General features: G+C 46.0%; 19 protein-coding genes and 1 tRNA gene. 13 read left to right on the plus strand and 7 right to left on the minus strand.

Translation table 11 applies throughout. The features are described from left to right. The first annotated feature begins 133 nt into the window (after positions 1 to 133). A complete protein-coding gene (uvrA, locus tag BN1209_RS08600; RefSeq protein ID WP_045751806.1) occupies positions 134 to 2,950 on the plus strand; it encodes an excinuclease ABC subunit UvrA in 2,817 nt (938 codons plus the stop codon). 1 nt (position 2,951) lies between these two features. Here uvrA and mtgA read toward each other — a convergent pair whose 3' ends face one another. The 3 genes from mtgA to BN1209_RS08615 are packed head-to-tail and all read right to left on the minus strand — an operon-like array spanning position 2,952 to position 4,952. Next, entirely contained in the window at positions 2,952 to 3,644 is a 693-nt protein-coding gene (gene mtgA / locus BN1209_RS08605; protein ID WP_045751807.1) for a monofunctional biosynthetic peptidoglycan transglycosylase, read from the minus strand. A gap of 3 nt (positions 3,645 to 3,647) precedes the next feature. Beyond that, a complete protein-coding gene (gene aroE, locus BN1209_RS08610) occupies positions 3,648 to 4,481 on the minus strand; it encodes a shikimate dehydrogenase (RefSeq protein ID WP_045751808.1) in 834 nt (277 codons plus the stop codon). Between the two features lie 15 nt (positions 4,482 to 4,496). Then, on the minus strand, positions 4,497 to 4,952 hold the full coding sequence (locus BN1209_RS08615) for a rhodanese-like domain-containing protein (protein ID WP_045751809.1): 456 nt from the start codon (positions 4,950 to 4,952) through the stop codon (positions 4,497 to 4,499). Between the two features lie 248 nt (positions 4,953 to 5,200). Here BN1209_RS08615 and glnA point away from each other — a divergent pair, with 248 nt between their 5' ends. The 5 genes from glnA to pqqA all read left to right on the plus strand — a co-directional run bounded on the left by glnA (position 5,201) and on the right by pqqA (position 10,130). Continuing rightward, the gene (gene glnA / locus BN1209_RS08620; protein WP_045751810.1) at positions 5,201 to 6,610 is read left to right on the plus strand and encodes a type I glutamate--ammonia ligase; all 1,410 of its coding nucleotides are present in this window, start codon (positions 5,201 to 5,203) and stop codon (positions 6,608 to 6,610) included. 263 nt (positions 6,611 to 6,873) lie between these two features. Further along, positions 6,874 to 7,185 (plus strand): hypothetical protein, encoded by a 312-nt coding sequence (locus tag BN1209_RS08625; protein ID WP_045751811.1) that lies wholly within the window; start codon positions 6,874 to 6,876, stop codon positions 7,183 to 7,185. A gap of 204 nt (positions 7,186 to 7,389) precedes the next feature. After that, complete coding sequence (gene glnL / locus BN1209_RS08630) at positions 7,390 to 8,505, plus strand: nitrogen regulation protein NR(II) (RefSeq protein ID WP_045751812.1); 1,116 nt, start codon at positions 7,390 to 7,392, stop codon at positions 8,503 to 8,505. Positions 8,506 to 8,533: 28 nt separating this feature from the next. Continuing rightward, complete coding sequence (gene ntrC, locus BN1209_RS08635; RefSeq protein ID WP_045751813.1) at positions 8,534 to 9,922, plus strand: nitrogen regulation protein NR(I); 1,389 nt, start codon at positions 8,534 to 8,536, stop codon at positions 9,920 to 9,922. Positions 9,923 to 10,058: 136 nt separating this feature from the next. Continuing rightward, a complete protein-coding gene (gene pqqA, locus BN1209_RS09080) occupies positions 10,059 to 10,130 on the plus strand; it encodes a pyrroloquinoline quinone precursor peptide PqqA (protein ID WP_081624291.1) in 72 nt (23 codons plus the stop codon). Positions 10,131 to 10,197: 67 nt separating this feature from the next. Here the strand turns inward: pqqA and mltA are convergent, their stop codons facing one another. Genes mltA through thiS form a run of 4 tightly spaced genes read right to left on the minus strand, consistent with a single transcriptional unit; the run spans position 10,198 to position 12,824 of the window. Further along, complete coding sequence (gene mltA, locus BN1209_RS08640) at positions 10,198 to 11,430, minus strand: murein transglycosylase A (RefSeq protein WP_052661137.1); 1,233 nt, start codon at positions 11,428 to 11,430, stop codon at positions 10,198 to 10,200. Next, complete coding sequence (apaG, locus tag BN1209_RS08645; protein ID WP_045751814.1) at positions 11,430 to 11,813, minus strand: Co2+/Mg2+ efflux protein ApaG; 384 nt, start codon at positions 11,811 to 11,813, stop codon at positions 11,430 to 11,432. Before apaG ends, mltA begins: the two co-directional genes overlap by 1 nt. Before the next feature lie 6 nt (positions 11,814 to 11,819). Next, on the minus strand, positions 11,820 to 12,599 hold the full coding sequence (locus tag BN1209_RS08650) for a thiazole synthase (protein ID WP_045752096.1): 780 nt from the start codon (positions 12,597 to 12,599) through the stop codon (positions 11,820 to 11,822). 21 nt (positions 12,600 to 12,620) lie between these two features. Next, on the minus strand, positions 12,621 to 12,824 hold the full coding sequence (gene thiS, locus BN1209_RS08655; RefSeq protein ID WP_045752097.1) for a sulfur carrier protein ThiS: 204 nt from the start codon (positions 12,822 to 12,824) through the stop codon (positions 12,621 to 12,623). A gap of 152 nt (positions 12,825 to 12,976) precedes the next feature. Between thiS and BN1209_RS08660 the strand changes: the two genes are divergently transcribed. The 7 genes from BN1209_RS08660 (at position 12,977) to hemE (ending at position 23,407) form a co-directional block, all read left to right on the plus strand. Beyond that, a tRNA-Gly gene (locus tag BN1209_RS08660) sits at positions 12,977 to 13,050 on the plus strand. A gap of 103 nt (positions 13,051 to 13,153) precedes the next feature. Beyond that, complete coding sequence (thiD, locus tag BN1209_RS08665) at positions 13,154 to 13,981, plus strand: bifunctional hydroxymethylpyrimidine kinase/phosphomethylpyrimidine kinase (protein ID WP_045751815.1); 828 nt, start codon at positions 13,154 to 13,156, stop codon at positions 13,979 to 13,981. Positions 13,982 to 13,990: 9 nt separating this feature from the next. Then, positions 13,991 to 14,617 carry a thiamine phosphate synthase gene (gene thiE, locus BN1209_RS08670; protein ID WP_045751816.1) on the plus strand — a complete coding sequence of 209 codons (627 nt, stop codon included), beginning with the start codon at positions 13,991 to 13,993 and terminating at the stop codon, positions 14,615 to 14,617. 19 nt (positions 14,618 to 14,636) lie between these two features. Continuing rightward, positions 14,637 to 15,929 (plus strand): glutamate-1-semialdehyde 2,1-aminomutase, encoded by a 1,293-nt coding sequence (gene hemL / locus BN1209_RS08675; RefSeq protein ID WP_045751817.1) that lies wholly within the window; start codon positions 14,637 to 14,639, stop codon positions 15,927 to 15,929. 284 nt (positions 15,930 to 16,213) lie between these two features. Continuing rightward, the gene (locus BN1209_RS08680) at positions 16,214 to 20,839 is read left to right on the plus strand and encodes a glutamate synthase-related protein (protein WP_045751818.1); all 4,626 of its coding nucleotides are present in this window, start codon (positions 16,214 to 16,216) and stop codon (positions 20,837 to 20,839) included. 2 nt (positions 20,840 to 20,841) lie between these two features. Beyond that, positions 20,842 to 22,269 carry a glutamate synthase subunit beta gene (locus BN1209_RS08685; protein ID WP_045751819.1) on the plus strand — a complete coding sequence of 476 codons (1,428 nt, stop codon included), beginning with the start codon at positions 20,842 to 20,844 and terminating at the stop codon, positions 22,267 to 22,269. A gap of 70 nt (positions 22,270 to 22,339) precedes the next feature. Then, complete coding sequence (gene hemE / locus BN1209_RS08690; RefSeq protein WP_045751820.1) at positions 22,340 to 23,407, plus strand: uroporphyrinogen decarboxylase; 1,068 nt, start codon at positions 22,340 to 22,342, stop codon at positions 23,405 to 23,407. Positions 23,408 to 23,409: the final 2 nt, after the last annotated feature.

Below are 23,409 nucleotides of genomic sequence, written 5' to 3' on the forward strand. Positions count from 1 at the left end.
GTATATTAACAGGTTGCCCGCTTTATTTGATGCGGCACTTAAAAAGACTTGTTTTAGAGTTCGTCGTTTTTCTGCATTCACTTCAAACAACTTTTTGTTTTAATAAATTATTTTTTAGGCCAACCATAAATTGATGGATTTCATACGTATTCGCGGTGCTCGCACGCACAATCTAAAAAACGTTTCGCTGGATTTACCGCGTAACAAAATGATTGTCATTACCGGACTTTCTGGCTCAGGCAAATCATCACTCGCTTTTGATACCCTTTACGCTGAAGGCCAACGCCGCTATGTTGAATCTCTCTCTGCTTATGCTCGCCAATTCTTGGCGCGGATGGATAAGCCCGATGTCGATTTAATCGAAGGGTTATCACCAGCCATTTCTATCGAACAAAAATCGACATCGCATAACCCACGATCAACAGTGGGGACCGTGACTGAAATTCATGATTATTTGCGTTTGCTTTACGCGCGCGCTGGCGACCCTGAGTGTCCTGAACATCATATTAAACTTGAGGCACAAACTGTCTCGCAAATGGTGGATAGTGTTTTAAGCCTACCTGAAGAAACCAAGTTAATGATTTTGGCGCCAGTAGTGCGTGAACGCAAAGGCGAACAACTCGACTTATTTGATGAATTAAAAGCACAAGGTTTTGTGCGGGTGCGTGTAGATGGTGAAATTTATGAGCTTGATGCACCACCAACCCTGACTAAAACAACTAAACACTCGATTGATGTCGTGATTGACCGACTAAAAGTGCGTACCGACATGAAACAGCGCATTGCTGAGTCGTTTGAAACCGCGCTGCGTTTGGCCGAAGGCAAAGCGATCGCGATGGAAATGGATACTGGGAAAGAACATTTATTCTCAGCCAAGTTCTCTTGTCCTTCTTGTGATTATTCCTTGGCCGAACTCGAGCCGCGTTTATTCTCATTCAACAATCCAATGGGTGCATGTCCAAAATGTGATGGCCTAGGTCAAATGAGCTTTTTTGATCCCAAACGCGTCGTGGCATTTCCACATTTGTCACTTGCCGCTGGCGCTATTAAAGGCTGGGATAAGCGTAACCAATTTTACTTTCAGCTGCTTAGTAGCCTTGCAGCGCATTACAAATTCGATTTAGAAACGGCTTTTGAAGAGCTGCCCGAAGAAGTTCAACACATATTGTTGCAGGGCAGCGGTAAGGAGGAGATAGCCTTTAAATACATGAATGAGCGCGGTTCATTTTTTGAAAAGCGTCACAGCTTTGAAGGCATTTTAAATAATCTACAACGCCGTTACCACGAAACTGACTCAACGACTGTGCGAGAAGAGTTAGCGAAATATCTCAACTCACAAACTTGCCCTAGCTGCGCTGGCACGCGTTTACGCACCGAAGCGCGTCATGTAAAAGTAGGCAATAAAAATATCCATGAAGTATGCGAAGTGCCACTAAAGCAAGCACTAACATTCTTTGAAACCATTGAGCTGCATGGACAAAAGCTCGCCATTGCCGATAAAATTGTGAAAGAGATTAGCAACCGTTTGAAGTTTTTAACCAACGTTGGCTTGGAGTATTTATCACTTTCTCGCTCCGCTGAAACGCTATCAGGAGGGGAGGCGCAACGTATTCGTTTGGCCTCACAAATTGGTTCTGGCTTAACGGGCGTGATGTATGTGCTGGATGAACCTTCTATTGGTTTACATCAACGTGATAACGATAGACTATTAGAAACCTTGATGCGTTTGCGCGACATCGGCAATAGTGTGATTGTTGTTGAACATGATCAAGATGCGATTATGGCGGCCGACTATGTGGTCGATATTGGCCCAGGTGCTGGTGAACATGGTGGCCAAATTATTGCTGAAGGAACGCCTGCAGAAATTCAAGCGAATCCAAACTCAGTGACAGGCCAATACCTCAGCGGCAAAAAACAGATTACGTACAACCATCAACGCCATACGCCTGACCCAGCGCGTTGGCTATCACTCTCTCACGCAACTGGTAACAACCTAAAAGACGTATCACTTAAGTTGCCAGTGGGCTTGCTCACATGTGTCACGGGTGTTTCAGGTTCAGGTAAATCAACCCTCATTAACGACACGCTTTACCGCGTGGTTGCGCAACATTTATACGGCAGCTCAGCAGAACCAGCACCTTTCGATGGCATCGAAGGCTTGGAGTTTTTCGACAAAGTCGTGGACGTAGATCAAAGTCCAATTGGAAGAACACCGCGCTCAAACCCTGCCACCTACACGGGGCTATTTACACCGATTCGAGATTTGTTTGCGGGCGTTCCTGAAAGTCGCGTTCGCGGTTATGGGCCAGGTCGCTACTCATTTAATGTCAAAGGTGGACGTTGTGAGGCTTGCCAAGGCGATGGCGTATTAAGGGTAGAAATGCATTTCTTGCCAGATGTGTATGTCCCCTGTGATGTCTGTAAAGGTCAACGCTACAACCGTGAAACCTTGGAAATTAACTACAAGGGTAAAAACATTCGTGAAGTATTGGAAATGACGGTTGAGCAAGCACATGAGTTTTTTAATGCGGTTCCTGTGGTGCAACGCAAGCTCAAAACTTTGCTCGATGTTGGTTTAGGTTATATTACCCTTGGCCAATCCGCGACAACCCTATCCGGCGGTGAAGCGCAACGGGTAAAACTCGCGCTTGAGCTTTCAAAACGGGATACTGGCCGCACACTCTACATTTTGGATGAACCAACCACTGGCCTTCACTTTGCGGATATTCAACTCCTGTTAGATGTCATTCATCGTCTTCGTGATGCAGGCAATACCATGGTAATTATTGAGCACAATTTGGATGTGATTAAAACGGCGGACTGGCTCATTGACATGGGTCCAGAGGGAGGTGATGGTGGCGGCACTGTGCTCGTTGAAGGCCCGCCTGAAAAGGTCGCGCAGTGTGCCGAAAGCTATACCGGTAAATACCTTAAAACGATGCTGAAATAACTTAAGGAATTTCGGCGCTATTCATACGCGCCTCAATAATCCGCGTTTTACGGATCAACCCTTTGGCTTGACGATGCTTATCGTAATACCTGGGGTTTGGCACCATCGCTGCTAGCTTTGCAGCTTGGTTAGCACTCAAGTTTTTGGCGCTGGTATGGTAATAATATTTAGCGGCCGCTTCTGCGCCAAATATGCCGTTACCCCATTCGATGACGTTTAAGTAAATCTCAAAGATACGACGCTTACTCATGGTCGCTTCTAGCATGACGGTGATCATGGCTTCTTCCGCTTTGCGCCAAGGCGTGCGCTTAGTTGATAAAAACAAATTCTTGGCGAGCTGCTGGCTGATGGTTGAACCGCCAGCGACCACTTTGCCTTTTTTAATATTCTTTTCATAAGCTTTTTGGATGCCATCCCAATCAAAGCCTTCGTGATCTACAAATTTAGCATCTTCTGCCGCAATCAGTGCACGTTTTAAGTTGGGGGAAATTTTTTTATAATCGACCCAGCGATGTTTAAGGACAGCATCTGGGTTGCTTTCTTGCAGGACCTCTAAGCGATCCTCCATAAAAGCGCTGGTTGATGGATTGTGATTTATCCACCAGCAAATATGGAGAAAAATCCAAAGCTGGTACATCACAATAATGATGCCCAGCCATTTCAACACGCGCCAAAAAGTAGGTGAGACACGCATCCGCTAAGCTTTAGCCTGTTGTTTGAACATTTCAATGACCGGCGCCGTTGGTGGGCGCACACCACGCCATAGAGAAAACGCCTCAGCGGCCTGCTCTATTAGCATACCAAGTCCACCAAACACAGTTGCACCATGGTCAAGTGCAAATGCCATAAATGGTGTGATACGACCATACATCATGTCGTAAGCTAAGGCATTGGGCGCAAAAATTCCTGTTGGAAGCGGTAAGTGGCTGTCAGTTAATCCAGCAGAAGTCGCATTGATGACAATATCAAATTGCTGACCATGCAGATCATCAAACGCATAGGCATTGATAGAAACAAACAACATCTCGTCGCGCGCTTCTACACGCTTGACCATGTTAAGCGCCTTGTCCAAAGTACGATTAGTGATAATCAGTAGCGCAGGGTGTTCAGCCAAAATAGGATGCAACACACCTTCTGAGGCTCCGCCAGCGCCAATGAGCAACACGCGCTTCCCCGCAAATGCAACCCCAATGTTTTGGGTAATATCGCGAACCAAGCCTACACCGTCTGTGTTGTCACCAATGATGCCTTCTGCATCAAATATTAACGTATTCACTGCGCCCGCATCTTGCGCACGCTCTGTAAGTCGGTTGGCTATCGCAAATGCCTCGAGCTTAAAAGGGACCGTGACATTCGCACCTTTAAAACCATGACTAATTAAATCATGAACTGTTTCGTTAAATGCATCCAAAGGGGCAAGCACACGCTCATATTGAATGTCTTGATGCGTTAATTGCGCGAATGCATGGTGAATCACAGGCGACTTGCTATGTTCGATCGGATTGCCAATGACGGCGTAAAAATCGGTCATATCATTAAATACCGACTAAGCGTTTGTCCAAGGCAAATCCGCCGCTTTCCAGCCATTGAGTTTACAACGCTGTTTAGTATCTGGCGTTGCTTCGCCTTCAAAGCCCTCTAGCATGTTGTAGACTTCTGAAAAGCCGAGTTGAGCCGCTAACACAGCGGCATTATGTGAACGGCCACCCGTGCGGCACATAAAAATGGTGAGCGCTTCAGGATCAAGCTGGGTTTTGATTTGAGCGGAAAAATCTGGGTTGGCCACCATGCCAGGATAGAACGCCCATTCAATATGGGTTGCCTGAGGAACACGTCCAACCAACTCCAACTCAGCGCGTGTTCTCACATCAACCAATTTTGCATTTTGCGTCAACTGCAAAATCTTAAATGCCTCACTCGGTGTTAACGCACCAGCATAAGGAAGATTTAAGTCTGCGGCACGTTGTTTTGCTTTTTCTAAAATAGGTGAAATGGTTTCCATTTTAATTCCTCTGTCATCTTTACAATTATGCTGAAAGTATAGCGGTATTTAGGGACAATCGCACGGGCGCACTAATTTGGTGCAAATTTACATGTAACGCACAAAACTAGGGCGTGCGTTTTTGGTTCTCTTTTCTAACTATATGTGTGAAAATAATGAGATATACGAATTTCATATTGGCATATTTTTTGCTCGTAAAATATGTCTGATTTTTTGTTTAATTATTAAGTGTACTTTAGGAGAACTCAATGGCTATCGCCGACGTAATGAAAATGGTGAAGGATAACGACATCAAGTTTGTTGATTTCCGTTTCACCGACACACGTGGTAAAGAACAACACGTTACTGTGCCTGTTTCAGCATTTAACGAAGAAAAATTCACTGAAGGCCACGCATTTGATGGCTCTTCAATCTCTGGTTGGAAAGGTATTCAAGCATCTGATATGCAGTTGATGCCTGATCCAGATACAGCGAACATCGATCCATTCATGGACGAGCCAACATTGATTTTAACTTGTGACGTGGTTGACCCTACAGATGGTAAAGGTTACGACCGTTGCCCACGTAGCTTGGCAAAACGTGCTGAAGCATACTTAAAATCAAGCGGTATCGGCGATACAGCATACTTTGGTCCAGAACCAGAATTCTTCATTTTTGATTCAATCCAATGGGATGTCAGCATGAGCGGTAGCTCAGTGCGTATCAATTCTGAAGAGGGTGCTTGGGCGTCAGGCGAAAAATTTGAAGGTGGTAACACTGGTCACCGCCCTGGCGTTAAAGGTGGCTATTTCCCAGTGCCTCCAGTCGATTCATTGCAAGACGTACGTTCTGCAATGTGTATCGCACTTGAAGAGATGGGCGTGCCTGTTGAAGTGCATCACCACGAAGTGGCTACTGCTGGTCAATGTGAAATCGGTACTAAATTCAGCACATTGACAGAGCGCGCTGACTGGACACAAATTACTAAATACGTAGTGTTGAATACTGCACACGCATACGGTAAAACTGCAACATTTATGCCTAAGCCTTTCGCTGGCGATAACGGTTCAGGTATGCACGTTCACCAATCAATCTGGAAAGATGGCAAAAACTTGTTCGCTGGTAACGGCTACGCAGGTTTGAGCGATTTCGCGCTTTACTACATCGGCGGCATTATCAAGCACGCTAAAGCATTGAACGCGATTACTAACCCAGGTACTAACTCATACAAACGTTTGGTTCCACACTTTGAAGCGCCAGTTAAATTAGCTTACTCAGCTAAAAACCGCTCTGCTTCAATCCGTATCCCATTCGTTCACTCTGATAAAGCACGTCGTGTTGAGGCTCGTTTCCCAGATCCAATCGCTAACCCATACTTGGCATTTAGTGCATTGATGATGGCTGGTCTTGATGGCGTTCAAAACAAGATTCACCCAGGTGAGCCAGCAACTAAAGACTTGTACCATCTTCCACCAGAAGAAGATGCTTTGATCCCAACAGTGTGTGCTTCATTAGAAGAAGCATTGGCTAACTTGGACAAAGACCGCGAGTTCTTAACGCGTGGCGGTGTGTTCTCTGATGACTGGATCGATGCTTACATTGCATTGAAAATGGAAGAAGTGAACAAGTTACGTATGACACCACACCCAGCTGAGTTTGGTTTGTACTATAGCTGCTAATTAGCTTTAAATTAGCAAGTCAAAAAGGCGGGGTCACCCGCCTTTTTTTTCGCACTTTACTTGGGAGTTTACTGGCTTCCGGCCTTAGAACAATCAGCTTTAGCTGATATGTTCAACGGACATAACCTAAACGCTCAGTAAATTGGCCCCTAGTGGGTTAAGCCGCAAAATATGTCACTTTAGATGCGGATTGGCCAAACTTCATTGATTAGCCCCCGCTTAAAACGTACACTTTTCCTTAAAATATTCTCCACAAAGTCTTTATGAAAACAAATGTGATTGTTGCATTATGTCAATCTGCGCTGATGTATACAGGCCATGCATTTGCAGATATCTATAAATGCACGGGCGATGGAGGCGTATCTACTTTTGTCGACGGCAATACCAAAGTGAATTACAAAAATTGCCAAATCATCATGCGTGAAAATGGCGCGAAAAGCCCATCAAACAAGCAAGCCACCCCAACGCCAAATGACTTCCCAAAAATTGACAAGCAAACGCAAATTCAGCGTGATGATAAACGCAAAGAAATCTTATTGTCCGAGTTGAATGCTGAAAAAAAGCCCTTGAGTTAGCTCAAAACCAATCCGTGCAAAACGATATAAGCATGCACCAAAAAAATATCGAGTTACTGAAAAAAGAAATTGGCGCACTAAAATAGTGCACCCAAGTGATTCAGGTTAGAATGTCGCTTTGCGTCGTTCATTAATCTCGCAAGCAGGTAACTGATTTATTAATGCTTTCGTCTTGTTGGCATATAGGTTGCTTATTACAAAACAATGGATCATAAAATACCTTCTTCTTTTTCAGGACTTGAGCATTTGGCCACTGCCGTCATATTGCTCAACGAGGCGCGTCATGTCGTTTACGCTAACCCCGGTGCTGAAGTATTGTTTGCTTTTAGCGCCAAACAAATTAGCAATTTGCCAATTTCACAAGTATTTCCTGGCTGCGAAATTCTCCACTCTGCTGTTGAAAATGCCATGGGCACGAACAGCCCATTTCGCGAACATGAATTTTTAATCACCACCATTCGACAGCACTCACTTGCAGTGACCTGCACCGTAACACCAGTAGAGCACCCGAGTGTTTGCCTGGTCCTTGAATTTCAACAGATGGATCAGCAGCTCCGTATGGCACGTGAAGAGCGAATGCTGGTGCAACAGCAAGCTAATGCCGAGCTACTTCGTAATTTAGCGCACGAGATTCGTAATCCGCTTGGGGGCTTACGTGGCGCAGCGCAACTTCTTGAACACGAGTTGCCACATGCGGGCCTCCGCGAATATACGCAAGTCATTATCAAAGAAGCTGATCGTCTTCAGCTGCTGATGGATAGATTGCTGGTACCCCATCGCGTACCAAAATATGAGCCGACAAATATTCATGAAGTCTTAGAGCGCGTCCGAAGTTTATTGCTTGCAGAGTCGCCTTCAGGTTTCTCAAAAGATGCTTTCAAAATTACCGTGCAGCGCGATTACGATACCAGCTTGCCTGAAATCATTGGTGACCGAGAAAAGCTGATTCAAGCAGTGCTCAACATTGCCAGAAATGCAGCACAAGCCATGCAAGCGAATGGCCAAAAAGACGGCAAAATCATTTTGCGCACACGTGCAGAACGCCAAGTCACGCTTGCTAAAAAACGCTACCGTGTGGCGATTAAATTACAAATCGTCGACAACGGGCCGGGCATCCCTGCCGACATCCGCGAGCGCATTTTCTTTCCTTTAGTTTCAGGGCGTGAAGGTGGTTCCGGCTTAGGGTTAACACTGGCCCAAACTTTTATTACTCAGCACCACGGCATGATTGAATGCGAAAGCGTACCAGGTCAAACCTGTTTTACGATTTTGCTACCGATTGAAAGCTCCGTGATGGTGGGCCATGTTATTAAGCAATAAATTAAACAAATACGACTGAAGGGTCAGCATGAAACCAATTTGGATTATCGACGACGACAAATCGATTCGCTGGGTGTTTGAAAAAGCATTAGCGCGGACTGAAATGGAATTCAAAACGTTCTCATCAACGCCCGAGGCTTTAAATGCGTTGAGTCATGAAACACCGCAAGTCATTGTCAGTGACATTCGCATGCCTAATGGTTCTGGTTTGGATTTTTTACAGGTCATTAAACAACGACTGCCTGATGTACCCGTTATTATCATGACGGCTTACTCAGATTTAGAAAGTGCTGTTGCAGCATTTCAAGGCGGGGCCTTTGAATACCTTGCGAAACCATTTGATGTCGATCAAGCAATTGATGTGATCCGTCGTGCTGTTGATGAAAGCCAACATCAAAATACAGAAGTAACGGTGGTCGAAGAAACACCAGAAATTATCGGGCAAGCGCCGGCAATGCAAGAAGTGTTTCGTGCCATTGGTCGTTTAAGCCGTTCACATGCCACCGTATTAATTAACGGAGAATCAGGCACAGGTAAAGAGTTGGTTGCAAGCGCCTTACATCGCCATAGCCCACGCGCCGACAAACCTTTTATCGCCATTAATACTGCCGCCATTCCAAAAGACTTATTAGAGTCAGAATTATTTGGTCATGAACGCGGCGCATTTACAGGCGCACAAGCCACAAGACGCGGACGCTTTGAGCAAGCAGACGGTGGTACTTTATTTTTGGACGAAATTGGTGACATGCCCTCTGATCTACAAACACGTTTATTGCGCGTGCTTTGTGATGGTCAATTCTATCGGGTAGGGGGTCATCAACCCGTTAAAGTGAATGTGCGAATTATTGCCGCCACCCATCAAGATTTAGAGGAACGGGTAAAATTAGGGCTGTTCCGCGAAGATTTGTTCCACCGACTAAACGTGATACGACTTCGTTTGCCAGCACTCCGTGAGCGCCCAGAAGACGTGCCATTGCTCGTCAAACACTTTTTACTTCACAGCGCGACTGAATTGGGCGTTGATCCAAAACAACCTACTGTCGCAGCATTGAAGTACTTAAGCAGCATGAGTTGGAGCGGCAACGTGCGGCAACTAGAAAATGTTTGCCACTGGTTGACTGTTATGGCGCCCGGTCAAAATATTGATGTGGCTGATTTGCCACCTGAACTTAAAGAAGATGCTACAAAATTAGCCAGCACGAACTCTTGGCAGGAAGGGCTTGCCGCTGAGGTAATAAGCGCCCTTAACCGTGGCGAACAAAATATTCTTGAATCCCGCGCAAATACATTTGAAAAAATTCTTATCACCAAAGCATTGCAGCACACTGGCGGTCGTCGTATCGAAGCCGCAACATTGCTTGGCATGGGGCGAAATACGTTAACGCGTAAAATTCAAGAGTTGAATATTGAGGAATAGCAAAGAAACGGCTAATGATTTTCATTAGTCATCTTTAATGACTTAGGGTAGTGCTTAGTTTTACGTTGAGCGTATTATTCATTCACCCGCTGATTCATTTAGATGAAGCGACTAAAACAACATTAGGAGAATTACTATGTGGACTAAACCAGCAGCTACAGAAATGCGTTTTGGCTTTGAAGTTACTATGTACGTAATGAACAAGTAATTTTTAAAGATTGTAAAAAAGGAGCTTAATTGCTCCTTTTTTTATGCCTGCCACTTTTCAACTTTACTTATTTAGGTAGCGGAAAATCTTTCGGTAACAATACCCAAATTTTACCTTGTTGCTTCATTGATCCTGCAGATTTACCAGCAGCATCGCCAGCGCCCCAATAAAAATCAGCACGTACTCCCCCTTTGATTGCGCCACCCGTGTCTTGTGCCATCATTAAGCGATTTAATGATTTATTGGCGATAGGTAAATTGGTCGACAAGAAAATAGGTGCGCCTAGTGGCACAAATTTAGGATCAATTGCCACTACACGCTCAGCCAATATTGGCGAACCAAGTGCGCCGATCGGACCTGGCAGTCCTGGTGGTAACTCACGAAAAAAAACGTAGCTAGGATTAGCATTGAGTAAGTCTCGCAACTTATTGGGATTATTCCGTGACCAGTCTTTAATGCCTTGCATTGAGGCTTTATCCGCAGTTAGCTCACCTTTTTCTATCAACAACCGCCCGATAGACTGATAGGACTGACCATTCTGATCTGCGTAACCGACGTGCATTTTTTCACCGTTATCAAAATGCACCATGCCAGACCCTTGGATTTGTAAAAAGAACAAATCAATTTGGTCATCGACCCAAACAAATTCCTTCCCTTTTAAAGGGGAATTGTCCGCTTCTATCTCGCCACGGTTGTAATAAGGAATTAACTTAGTCCCCACTACCCGACCACGTACCCGTTTGTTGGCTAGCTCAGGAAAAAGACTAGATAACTCTACCGTGATTAAGTCATCTGGACGGGTATATAAAGGAAATCGGTATTTGTCGGTTTTAACACGACTGCCCTTAATGACAGGCGCATAATATCCAGTAATTAAACCCGTATTCGTTCCATCTAAGTTTGTAGTGCGGTACACGGCAAAATTGTTTTTAAAATAATCAATGATGCTCTCATGAGAGGGAGTCTCTAATTTATCCGCCTCATTACAAACGGCTTGCCATGCTGGCTTAGCTTTGAGCGAGGCGCATCCTAATTTCCAAGCTGGCCATGCTTTAGTGACATCATCTTTCGTGATTGCATCCAACTCCTGCCAATCCGCCGGTTTAAGCAGACCATAATCTGGTACTTTAATAGGTTCCGGTTTCACTTCTGCAGGTTTCAAAGCAGGAGTAGGCTGAACCGGGCAATCACAGTCAGGCTTCACGGGAGGTGTTGGCTTTACTTGGAACCGATCACAGGCATTGAGCATCATCAAACTGATCAACAAAAATGAAAGACGCAAAATCCTTTTGTGTAGCATTAATGTAAAACCCTTGGCATGGACAACGTGAAGGAAGGAATAGGAACATCAAATTGCGTACCGTCAACTGCGGTAAATTGATAAGTGCCATGCATAGTACCAACAGTGGTTGTCAGCACCGTACCACTGGCATATTCAAATGTCGCAGATGGCTGTAACAATGGCTGCTCGCCCACCACGCCGAACCCACGGACTTCTTGAACCTTTTGCTCAGCATCTGTAATCACCCAATGACGACTAATTAACTGGGCAGCTAATGTGCCTGTATTCGTGATGGTGATGTGGTAAGAAAACGCATAACGACCCGCTTGAAGATCAGACTGGTCAGGTAAAAACTCTGTTCTTACCGTCACCGAACATTCGTAATGTTTATCAGAAGTCATGGCAGCCTAGGTAATCAATCCAGAGGTTGGTGAGCTTGGGGTAGCTGAATAAAGTTTTTTCGCCATACGGCCCGCCAAGTAAGCTTCACGGCCTGCCTCTACAGCCTTTTTCATGGCAGACGCCATTAAAATGGGATCATTTGCACCTGCAATCGCGGTATTCATCAAAATACCTGCACAGCCAAGCTCCATTGCAATGGCTGCATCAGATGCCGTACCCACGCCAGCATCCACCAACACCGGCACGTTGGCATTTTCGATAATAATCTGAAGATTCCAAGGATTTAAAATTCCCATGCCTGATCCAATTAATGAAGCAAGCGGCATAACGGCACAACAACCAATTTCTTCTAGCTGCTTGCAAATAATCGGATCGTCAGAGGTATAAACCATCACATCAAAACCGTCTTTAACCAACACGTCAGCTGCTTTGATCGTTTCAATCACGTTTGGGTAGAGCGTGTTTGGATCGCCAAGCACCTCAAGTTTGACCAGCTTGTGACCATCCAACAACTCACGTGCTAAACGTAAAGTGCGCACCGCATCATCCGCTGAATAACAACCAGCGGTATTAGGCAAATAAGTAAATTCTTCGGGCGGTAAATAATCGAGCAATGAAGGCTCACCTGCATTTTGACCAATATTGGTACGGCGAATTGCCACCGTCACAATTTCAGCACCGCTCGCATCAATCGCCGCACGCGTTTCAGTAAAGTCTTTATATTTACCTGTCCCCACCAATAAACGTGAGTTGTATGACTTACCTGCAATATTTAATGTGTTCATGCTCATTTGTTTAACCTAACCTTAACCGCCACCGACAGCACCCACAATTTCCAATTTATCACCATTTTGCAACGGCACTTCAGCAAAGGTACTTTTGGGAACGATCTCACCATTTCGCTCAATCGCGAGACGCTTACCAACCAAACCGAGCTTCTCAACTAAAGCCGCCACCGTGGTGATTTCCGCATCAAAACTTCTAGGGTTACCGTTAATCGTGATTTGAATCAATTGGATACTCGTCAGAAACTGCCCAAAACAATGCGGCACGTGTTTTCAAAATTAATTAGCTATTTTACGTAGTTTGCACACCATTTGGCAAACCCAATAAATACGGTGCTCTCGCCACAAAATTGGTAAAATAACGTGCGCTTTCAATTGCGGGTGTAGTTCAATGGTAGAACGCTAGCTTCCCAAGCTCGATACGCGGGTTCGATTCCCGTCACCCGCTCCAATTTTCCTCCATACGGAAATCCTCGTTTCTCAATTTGCCCCTCGGTTTTAAGCTAGAATACGGTATTAAGTTTTAACGTGCGTTTCACGCCAATACATACACCATGAAAAATCTCATGCCACCATCAGTAATGACTTTTGCGGCCACAGACCCAAGCAGCGGGGCGGGTTTGCAAGCAGACATTTTGACGTTTGCAAGCATCGGCTGTCACCCACTTTCTGTGGTGACAGGCATCACCGTTCAAGATACTGTTGGCATTGAAAATGTGATGGTTTTTGATGCAGAATGGATCAACGAACAAGCACGCACTATTCTAGAAGACATGCAGGTCATGGCTTTTAAGATTGGCATGATTGGTAGCGTAGAAAACGTGGCAGTCATCGCGGAGATTATGGCCGATTACCCTGATACTCCATTACTAATCGACCCCGTGCTTTCATCTGGCCGCGGCGACGAGCTTGCGAACGACGATGTGCAAGCTGCAATGATTGATTTGCTATTTCCACAAGCCACTTTAATTACCCCCAACAGCATCGAAGCACGTCGTTTAGCTTTCTACAATGACGACTCAGATGAAGCAGAAAATGCTTCACTAGATGAAAGTGCTCAGCGCTTATTAGATATTGGCTGTGAGTACGTTTTAGTCACTGGCACCCATGAGCGCTCGCACGAAGTGGTCAATACGCTTTATGGTGAAACTGGCCTGATTAAATCCTACAACTGGGAGCGTTTACCAGGCAGTTATCATGGCTCTGGCTGTACGCTCACCTCAGCGATTGCCGCATGTATCGCGCATGGCCTGAGTATGGAAGAAGCGATTCTCGAAGCGCAAGAATACACATGGCAGACACTCAAAGCAGGCTTCCGTCCTGGCATGGGTCAATACATTCCTGACCGAATGTTTTGGGCACGCGACGACGAGGAAGAATAGTCAAAACCGATGTTCAATAGCGCCAAGATTCATGGCCTGTATGCCATTACTCCCGACTCAGAAAATACTGATCAACTTTGTAAGATGGTTGAGGCAAGCATTTTAGGGGGTGCGCGGGTTATTCAATACCGCAACAAAATTGCTCAAGATGCCTTACGGATAGAACAAGCAAGCGCTTTATTAACAATTTGCCGCCAACATCAAGTCCCATTCATCATTAACGACCACATTGAGCTTTGTTTAGCGCTCGATGCTAATGGTGTTCATATTGGCGGGGACGATGGCGACATTGCAGTTGCAAGATCGCAAATAGGGCCAGATAAAATTTTAGGAGTTTCTTGTTACGGCGATTTTAATCGCGCCCAGAAAGCGGCAGAACTTGGTGCTGACTATGTTGCCTTTGGTGCATGTTTTACCTCCAAGACCAAACCCAATGCACCCCGCGCAGAACTTAATTTGTTTACACGAGCCCAAATTTTACAAGTCTCTTGTGTTGCTATTGGCGGCATTACACTAGAAAATGTTGGCAGTGTCGTTGCTGCAGGCGCTTCTGCTGTTGCGGTGATTGGTGAATTATTTAATCGAGACATTCAAGAAATCGCGCCTTGCGCACAACAATTTTCATCATTTTTTTAAGCCATTGGGCATATTCATCATGACATCACGTAATCAACAACTTTTTGAAAAATCACAAAAATTTATTCCTGGGGGCGTTAATTCACCCGTTCGTGCTTTCCGCTCTGTGGGTGGCACCCCAATATTTTTTAAGCGTGGCTTAGGCTCAAAATTGTGGGATGAAGATGGTAAAGAATATACAGATTACATTGGCTCGTGGGGGCCGATGATTTTAGGACACGCTCATCCAGAAGTGATTAAAACAGTACAAGAAGTCGCCGTGAATAGTCTTTCATTTGGCGCGCCTACGGCACGTGAATTAGACATGGCTGAAATGGTGAGCAAACTCGTCCCAAGTATGGAACAGCTCCGCCTTGTCAGCTCAGGGACAGAGGCCACAATGAGCGCGATTCGCGTTGCGCGTGGTTTTACAGGTCGTAGTAAGATTGTAAAATTTGAAGGCTGCTACCATGGTCACGCAGATGCATTATTGGTGAAAGCTGGCTCTGGATTACTTACCTTTGGCACACCAAGTTCGGCTGGCGTTCCCTCCGAGGTTGCTGCACATACGCTGACGCTCAACTACAACGATATACCCGGTCTTGAAACGCTATTTAAAGAAATTGGCAACGAAATTGCCTGTGTAATTGTCGAACCCATTGCAGGCAATATGAACTTAATTACGCCTAGTAAAGGCTTTTTAGAAGCATTGCGTGAGCAATGTACCAAGCATGGCGCCGTGTTGATCTTTGATGAAGTGATGACAGGTTTCCGCGTAGCGCTTGGCGGTGCACAGGCGCTCTACAACGTGAAGCCCGACCTTACTACGCTTGGAAAAGTCATTGGTGGTGGCTTGCCTGTTGGCGCGTTTGGTGGACGTGCAGACATTATGCAATGCTTAGCTCCTGTTGGCCCTGTATATCAAGCAGGGACATTGTCAGGCAACCCTGTCGCAGTGGCAGCGGGCATGAAAACTTTGGAGCTCATTCAAGCGCCGGGCTTCCATGAAAAACTCACGGCAAGTGCAAAACGTTTGGTTGATGGATTAAGTCATGCGGCAAAAGAAGCGGGCATTTTATTTAGTGCGCAATCTGTTGGTGGAATGTTTGGTCTTTATTTTAGTGAAAAGGTACCCACCAGTTTCGACGAAGTCATGCAGTCTGATAAAGAAGCCTTTAACCGCTTCTTTCATGCCATGTTAGATGCTGGTTTTTACTTAGCGCCATCAGCCTTTGAGGCTGGATTTATATCTGCCGCGCATAGCGATGCTGATATTGATGCAACCATCGCTGCAGCCAAAAAAGTTTTTAGCGAGATGAAGGCTAGAAAGTAACGGATTTAATTTTCTGCAAAAGCTAAGGTTTACATGCATATGTAGGTTGAAGCAGAGCGTTAATGTATATAGAATTACAAGGTTTCACCGTGAAATATGTGATTAAGTTGCTTCAATTTAAGCAAATCAAGATCATATGTTAAGAATATGGATTAATTTACATTTTCCCGTGTGCTGATTGTGATGAGTCTTTTCTTATCAAAAATCCAGCAACGACGGGGTTAGCGGACACCAAAACCCTCGATTTGGTGTCCGTTTTTATCAGTACTGACGAGGGATAGGAAATGGGCAGCGGAATGCCAGAGCAGCAAGGTTTATATAGTCCATCTAACGAACGCGACGCCTGCGGTCTTGGTTTTGTTGCGCACATAAAAGGCAAAAAGAGCCATCAAATTGTGCAACAAGGTTTGCAAATTCTTGCAAACTTAACCCACCGTGGTGCGACTGGTTACGACCCAAAATTGGGTGACGGCGCCGGCATTTTGATTCAAATGCCAGATGCGTTTATGCGCAAAGAAGCAACCAAACTTGGCATTACGCTTCCGGCAATTGGCAACTACGCTTGCGGCACCGCATTCCTACCTCAAACTAAAAATGGCCGCGAAGCTTGTGAATCTATCGTTGCACGCATCATCCACGAAGAAGCGCAAACACTCTTAGGCTGGCGTGATGTACCGCGTGACAACAGTAACATTGCACAAGCGGCGAAAGACGTTGAACCAGTAATGCGCCAAGTGTTTATTGGTCGGGGTGAAAATGTAGCTGACCAAAATGCGTTTGAACGTAAACTATTTGTGATTCGTAAACGCATCGAACATGAAGTACGTGCGCTTAAATTAGACGATTCTGCACAATTTTATTTCCCATCATTGTCATCAAAAACCATCATCTACAAAGGCATGCTGCTTGCCAATGAGGTTGGTGTTTACTACACCGATCTAAATGACCCTGACATGATGTCTGCACTAGCCTTAGTGCATCAACGTTTCTCAACCAACACCTTCCCTGCTTGGGACTTAGCACATCCATTCCGCATGATTGCGCACAATGGTGAAATTAACACCGTGCAAGGCAATATCAACTGGATGGCTGCTCGTCACGAATCTATGCGCTCTGCATTAATGGGTGAGGACTTAGAAAAGTTATGGCCACTCATTGTGGAAGGTCAATCTGACTCCGCTGCATTTGATAACGCGCTTGAGTTGTTGGTGGCTGGCGGCTACTCATTGCCACACGCGATGATGATGTTAATTCCTGAAGCATGGTCCAACGAAAGCGCCAACAAACTGATGGATGCAGATCGTCGCGCTTTCTACGAATATCACGCAGCCTTGATGGAGCCTTGGGATGGCCCAGCAGCGGTTGCCTTCACAGACGGCACCACCATTGGCGCGACTCTTGACCGTAATGGCTTACGTCCAGCACGCTACCTATTAACAGATGATGACCATGTGATGATGGCCTCTGAAATGGGCGTGCTGACATTCCCAGAAGAAAAAATCATCAAGAAATGGCGTTTGCAACCAGGCAAAATGCTGCTGATTAACCTTGAAGAAGGCCGCATCATTGACGATGCTGAAATCAAGAAAAGCCTAGCCGAAGCTAAACCATATAAAGCATGGATTGAAAAAACGCGTTATTCCTTAGCGGACTTACCTAAGGTGGATGCGCAACCAGCGATGGCTGCCAGCTTAATGGATACGCAGCAAGCGTTTGGTTACACTCAAGAAGATGTGAAGTTCGTCATGCAACCAATGATTGCTAATGGCGAAGAGGCCTCCGGCTCGATGGGTAACGATAGTGCGTTGTCTGTGTTGTCTAATAAGCCAAAAGTGCTATATCACTACTTTAAGCAATTATTTGCCCAAGTGACCAACCCACCAATTGACCCAATTCGTGAAGAATTAGTCATGTCACTGGTCACTTTTATTGGACCGAAACCAAACCTACTAGCGATTGATGAGACTAACCCACCAATGCGTTTAGAGGCTAGCCAGCCTGTACTCACGTTAGTGGAATTAGAACAACTTCGAGCCATTGATACGCTCACTGAAAACCAATACCGCGCGTTAACGTTGGATATTACTTATCCAATTTCAGAAGGCACCGCAGGGATGGGCGCCGCCGTTGAAGCAATTTGTGCTGCGGCCAGCAAAGCAGTGCGTGATGGGTACAATTTATTGATTCTTTCAGACCGCGCAATCAGCAAAGATCGCTTAGCGATCCCTGCATTATTAGCCACATCAGCGACGCATCAGTCATTAGTACGTGCAGGCCTCAGAACCAGCACTGGCTTAGTGGTTGATACTGGTTCTGCACGTGAGGTTCATCATTTCGCTTTGCTTGGCGGTTACGGTGCTGAGGCTGTTTGCCCTTGGCTCGCCTTCCAAACCATTGCAGATATGGTCAAAGGTGACTCCTACGAAGCCAATAAAAACTTCATTAAAGCGATCAGCAAAGGGTTGCATAAAGTCATGTCCAAGATGGGTATTTCAACCTACCAATCTTATTGCGGTGCGCAAATTTTTGAAGCCATTGGCCTGAACACGCCATTTATTGAAAAATACTTCACCGGTACAGCGACGCATATCGAAGGCATCGGCTTAGAGGAAGTTTCAACAGAAAGCTTCAAGCTTCACACAGCTGCCTTCGGAGACGATCCTGTTTTGGCAAACGCGCTAGATGCGGGCGGTGAGTATGCTTACCGCATCCGTGGTGAAGAGCATATGTGGACGCCTGATTCAATTGCGAAACTACAACATGCAACGCGAACTGGTGAAGCCAGCACCTACAAAGAGTATGCAAAACTGATCAACGACCAAAGCCGTCGTCACATGACCTTACGTAGTTTATTCGAGATTAAATCTGCTGGCGCCCCTGTGCCACTAGAAGAAGTTGAATCAGCCAAGGAGATCGTTAAACGCTTTGCAACGGGCGCAATGTCTTTAGGTTCGATTTCAACTGAAGCGCATGCCACATTGGCGATTGCGATGAACCGTATCGGTGGTAAATCAAACACTGGCGAGGGCGGCGAAGATCCAAAACGCTTCATCCCTGTCGCTAAAGCAAGCTCAATGGCTGAAGTCATTGGTGCAAGTTTGATTGAGCGAGATATTCCGCTACAAGCTGGCGATTCAATGCGCTCAAAAATTAAGCAAGTTGCTTCTGGCCGTTTTGGTGTGACTGCTGAATACTTAGCAAACGCTGACCAAATCCAAATCAAGATGGCGCAAGGTGCAAAACCTGGTGAAGGCGGTCAATTACCTGGCCATAAAGTCAGTCCTTATATTGCGCAATTACGTTTCTCAGTGCCGGGTGTTGGCTTGATTTCACCGCCTCCACACCATGACATTTACTCGATTGAAGATTTGGCGCAGTTGATTCACGATTTAAAAAACGCGAATCCAAAAGCCGACATCTCAGTGAAGTTGGTATCAGAAACTGGTATTGGAACTGTCGCAGCCGGCGTTGCTAAAGCAAAATCAGACCACATCGTAGTGGCTGGTCACGATGGCGGTACTGGCGCATCTCCAATTTCATCGATCAAACATGCGGGTACACCGTGGGAACTTGGTCTGGCTGAAACACAGCAAACGCTGGTGCTTAACCAATTACGTGGCCGCATCGTGTTGCAAGTTGACGGTCAAATGAAGACGGGTCGCGATGTATTAATTGGCGCGTTACTAGGTGCAGATGAATTTGGTTTTGCGACAGCCCCACTTGTTGTTGAAGGCTGCATCATGATGCGTAAATGCCATCTCAATACATGCCCAGTTGGTGTTGCTACGCAAGATCCTGAGCTGCGTAAACGTTTTACTGGTCAGCCTGAGCATGTTGTGAATTACTTCTTCTTCGTTGCTGAAGAGGTGCGTGAGTTAATGGCTGAGATGGGCATTCGAAAATTTAACGATCTAATCGGCCGCGCTGATTTGCTCGATATGCAAAAGGGTATCGATCACTGGAAGCTTGCTGGTCTTGATTTCAACAAAATATTCCATCAACCCAAAGTGGATCAATCTGTTTCGTTGTTTAATAACGACGTCCAAGACCATGGACTAAAGAATGCACTTGATAATCAACTGATTGTACTTGCAAAACCAGCACTAGAAAAAGGTGAGAAAGTCACGATCGACTTGCCGATTACCAATACAAACCGCACTTGCGGCACCATGCTTTCAAACCAAGTCGCGACGATTTATGGCAATGCTGGCTTACCTGATGACACCATCAGCATCAAGCTACAAGGCACAGCGGGTCAAAGTTTTGCAGCATTCTTAGCGCATGGCATCAGCATTGAACTCACGGGTGAAGGCAATGACTACGTTGGCAAGGGCTTATGTGGCGGTCGTATCGTCATCAAACCACCTGTCGCGTTCCGCGGTGTGGCGCATGAAAACGTGATCGCAGGCAATACTGTGATGTTTGGTGCAACCACGGGTGAAAGCTACTTCCGCGGTGTGGCAGGCGAGCGCTTCTGCGTCCGCAATTCAGGCGCAAGCGCTGTTGTTGAGGGCGTTGGCAACCACGGCTGTGAATACATGACTGGCGGCACAGTAGTGGTGCTTGGTCTCACTGGCTTGAACTTCGCAGCAGGGATGTCAGGCGGCGTGGCATATGTGTACGACGAAGATGGTATGTTCAATAAACGTTGCAATATGGCCATGGTATCGCTTGAGAAAGTCGAACCTGCGTCAACATTCGGTACAAATAGTATCAACCACTTGAACCAAGCTGACGAAACAACGCTCCTAGCATTGATCGACAAGCATATTACCTATACTGGCAGTGAACGTGCTAAAGCGCTTCGTGCAGACTGGGAAAATGCGAGAAGCAAATTTATAAAAGTGATGCCAAATGAATACAAACGCGCGCTTAATGAGCTCGCTGCTGCCAAAAAGGAGGCTGCATAATCATGGGTAAAGTTACCGGCTTTATGGAATTTGAACGCCTTTCAGAGGCTAACCTGCCTGTTACGGATCGTGTAAAAAATTACAAAGAATTTGTACTGCATTTAACAGACGAACAAGCAAAGGTCCAGGGTGCACGTTGTATGGACTGCGGTATTCCTTTTTGTACTACTGGATGCCCAGTCAACAACATCATTCCAGACTGGAATGATTTGGTGTATCAGCAAGATTGGCGCGCAGCGATTGACGTATTGCACTCAACCAATAACTTCCCAGAGTTCACTGGCCGCATTTGCCCAGCACCGTGTGAAGCAGCATGTACCCTGAATATTAATGATGATGCCGTTGGCATTAAATCCATTGAGCATGCAATCATTGATAAGGCTTGGGAAAACAATTGGGTGGTTCCACAACCACCAGCACATAAAACTGGCAAGAAGATTGCGATTGTGGGTTCAGGCCCTGCAGGCATGGCCGCGGCCCAACAACTCGCGCGTGCCGGCCATCATGTGGTGGTATTTGAAAAAGAAACCCGCGTGGGTGGTTTACTCCGCTATGGTATTCCTGACTTTAAGTTTGAGAAAAGTCATATTGATCGCCGTGTTGAACAAATGGAAGCGGAAGGTGTTGAGTTCCGTGTCAATCATGCTGTTGGCGAAAACGTCAGCGCTGAAGACTTGAGCAAAGATTTTGATGCGGTGATCTTAGCGGGCGGCGCTGAAAATCCACGTGATTTGCCAGTCCCAGGCCGCGAGCTTGATGGTGTACATTTTGCGATGGATTTCCTACGACCACAAAATAAAGTAGTCGCTGGTGATACTGTGCCCAACCAAATCATGGCGACCAACAAACATGTGGTAGTGATTGGCGGTGGCGATACAGGCTCAGATTGCGTGGGCACATCGAATCGTCACGGTGCAGTATCCATTTCACAATTTGAAGTGATGCCGCAACCACCAGAAAAAGAAAATAAGAACATGGTATGGCCTAATTGGCCACTTAAACTCCGCACGTCAAGCTCTCACGAAGAAGGTTGTGATCGTGACTGGTCTATCACCACTAAAGAATTAATTGGTGAAAATGGCAAAGTGACTGCACTGAAAGGCGCTAAAGTTGAATGGAAAGACGGCAAGATGGTTGAAGTGCCAGGTTCTGAGTTCACGATGAAAGCTGACTTAGTCTTGCTTGCAATGGGCTTTGTCAGTCCAATGCAAAAAGTACTCGATGCATTTGGCGTTGAAAAAGATGCACGCGGCAATGCAAAGGCAACGACTGATGGTGTTGGTTGTTACACAACCTCCAAGGCAAAAGTGTTCGCCGCTGGCGATATGCGTCGTGGTCAGTCACTGGTCGTTTGGGCAATCCGTGAGGGTCGTCAATGTGCACGCGCTGTGGATGAATTCTTAATGGGCTCTTCAAGTCTACCTCGCTAAATTAGCGTAAAAGAAAAGGGTGCTTAGCACCCTTTTTTCATCACTGAAGTATTTAGATATAGATAGCAAAATGACGACATTAAAAAACGACACCTTCCTCAAAGCCCTGATGCGCGAACCAACTGACTACACCCCTGTTTGGATGATGCGCCAAGCAGGGCGCTACTTGCCGGAATATCGTGAAAGTCGTAAAACTGCAGGTAGCTTTTTACAGCTTTGCAAGAACCCTGACTTTGCAACAGAGGTGACGATGCAACCACTAGACCGCTATCCGTTGCTCGATGCGTCTATTTTGTTTTCAGACATTCTGACGGTACCCGATGCGATGGGTTTAGGACTTTACTTTGAAGAGGGTGAAGGTCCGAAATTCGAGCGTACTTTACAACAAGAGGCTGACATCAAAAAGCTAGAAGTGCCAGACATGGCAAAGCTCCAGTACGTGTTCGATGCGGTCAGCCAAATACGTAAGACATTAGATGGCCGCGTGCCACTGATTGGCTTCTCTGGTAGCCCTTGGACGCTCGCCACCTATATGGTTGAGGGTAAGGGCGGCACAGATTTCTTAACGATTAAGAAGATGGCCTATGCTCGTCCTGATCTATTGCATCACATCTTAGAAACAACCGCGCAAACGGTCATTTTGTATCTCAATGCACAGATCGCGGCAGGTGCACAGGCTGTGATGATTTTCGACTCATGGGGCGGCGCACTTTCACACAACGCTTACCAAGAATTCTCACTCGGCTACATGCAAAAAATTGTGAATGGTCTGACCAAAACGGCCGAGGGCAAAAAAGTGCCAAGTATTGTGTTCACCAAAGGCGGTGCACTCTGGCTTGAGGCACAAGCCAATATTGGTGCTGATGCATTAGGCTTAGATTGGACTGTGAGCATAGGAGAAGCACGTCAACGCGTTGGGGATAAGGTCGCACTTCAAGGCAATATGGACCCAGCGATTTTACTGTCCACGCCCGAGGCGATTGAGAAAGAAGTCGCCACGATTCTAGCAAGCTACGGCAAAGGTCATGGTCACGTGTTTAATTTGGGTCATGGGATTACACAATGGACACCGCCAGAGAATGCAGCAGCATTTTTATCGGCTGTTCGCGAACACAGCAAACAGTACCACGTAGCTTAGAT

The organism is Candidatus Methylopumilus turicensis (assembly GCF_000953015.1).
Classification (GTDB): domain Bacteria; phylum Pseudomonadota; class Gammaproteobacteria; order Burkholderiales; family Methylophilaceae; genus Methylopumilus_A; species Methylopumilus_A turicensis.

Bases quoted from the DNA above. Each gene is read 5' to 3' on its own strand.
- thiD (WP_045751815.1), top strand. From the start codon at position 13,154: ATGAAAAATCTCATGCCACCATCAGTAATGACTTTTGCGGCCACAGAC.
- ntrC (WP_045751813.1), top strand. From the start codon at position 8,534: ATGAAACCAATTTGGATTATCGACGACGACAAATCGATTCGCTGGGTG.
- thiE (WP_045751816.1), top strand. From the start codon at position 13,991: ATGTTCAATAGCGCCAAGATTCATGGCCTGTATGCCATTACTCCCGAC.
- BN1209_RS08615 (WP_045751809.1), bottom strand. From the start codon at position 4,952: ATGGAAACCATTTCACCTATTTTAGAAAAAGCAAAACAACGTGCCGCA.
- apaG (WP_045751814.1), bottom strand. From the start codon at position 11,813: ATGACTTCTGATAAACATTACGAATGTTCGGTGACGGTAAGAACAGAG.
- glnL (WP_045751812.1), top strand. From the start codon at position 7,390: ATGGATCATAAAATACCTTCTTCTTTTTCAGGACTTGAGCATTTGGCC.
- hemE (WP_045751820.1), top strand. From the start codon at position 22,340: ATGACGACATTAAAAAACGACACCTTCCTCAAAGCCCTGATGCGCGAA.
- BN1209_RS08625 (WP_045751811.1), top strand. From the start codon at position 6,874: ATGAAAACAAATGTGATTGTTGCATTATGTCAATCTGCGCTGATGTAT.
- glnA (WP_045751810.1), top strand. From the start codon at position 5,201: ATGGCTATCGCCGACGTAATGAAAATGGTGAAGGATAACGACATCAAG.
- BN1209_RS08650 (WP_045752096.1), bottom strand. From the start codon at position 12,599: ATGAACACATTAAATATTGCAGGTAAGTCATACAACTCACGTTTATTG.
- mtgA (WP_045751807.1), bottom strand. From the start codon at position 3,644: ATGCGTGTCTCACCTACTTTTTGGCGCGTGTTGAAATGGCTGGGCATC.
- uvrA (WP_045751806.1), top strand. From the start codon at position 134: ATGGATTTCATACGTATTCGCGGTGCTCGCACGCACAATCTAAAAAAC.
- hemL (WP_045751817.1), top strand. From the start codon at position 14,637: ATGACATCACGTAATCAACAACTTTTTGAAAAATCACAAAAATTTATT.
- mltA (WP_052661137.1), bottom strand. From the start codon at position 11,430: ATGCTACACAAAAGGATTTTGCGTCTTTCATTTTTGTTGATCAGTTTG.
- BN1209_RS08680 (WP_045751818.1), top strand. From the start codon at position 16,214: ATGGGCAGCGGAATGCCAGAGCAGCAAGGTTTATATAGTCCATCTAAC.
- BN1209_RS08685 (WP_045751819.1), top strand. From the start codon at position 20,842: ATGGGTAAAGTTACCGGCTTTATGGAATTTGAACGCCTTTCAGAGGCT.
- aroE (WP_045751808.1), bottom strand. From the start codon at position 4,481: ATGACCGATTTTTACGCCGTCATTGGCAATCCGATCGAACATAGCAAG.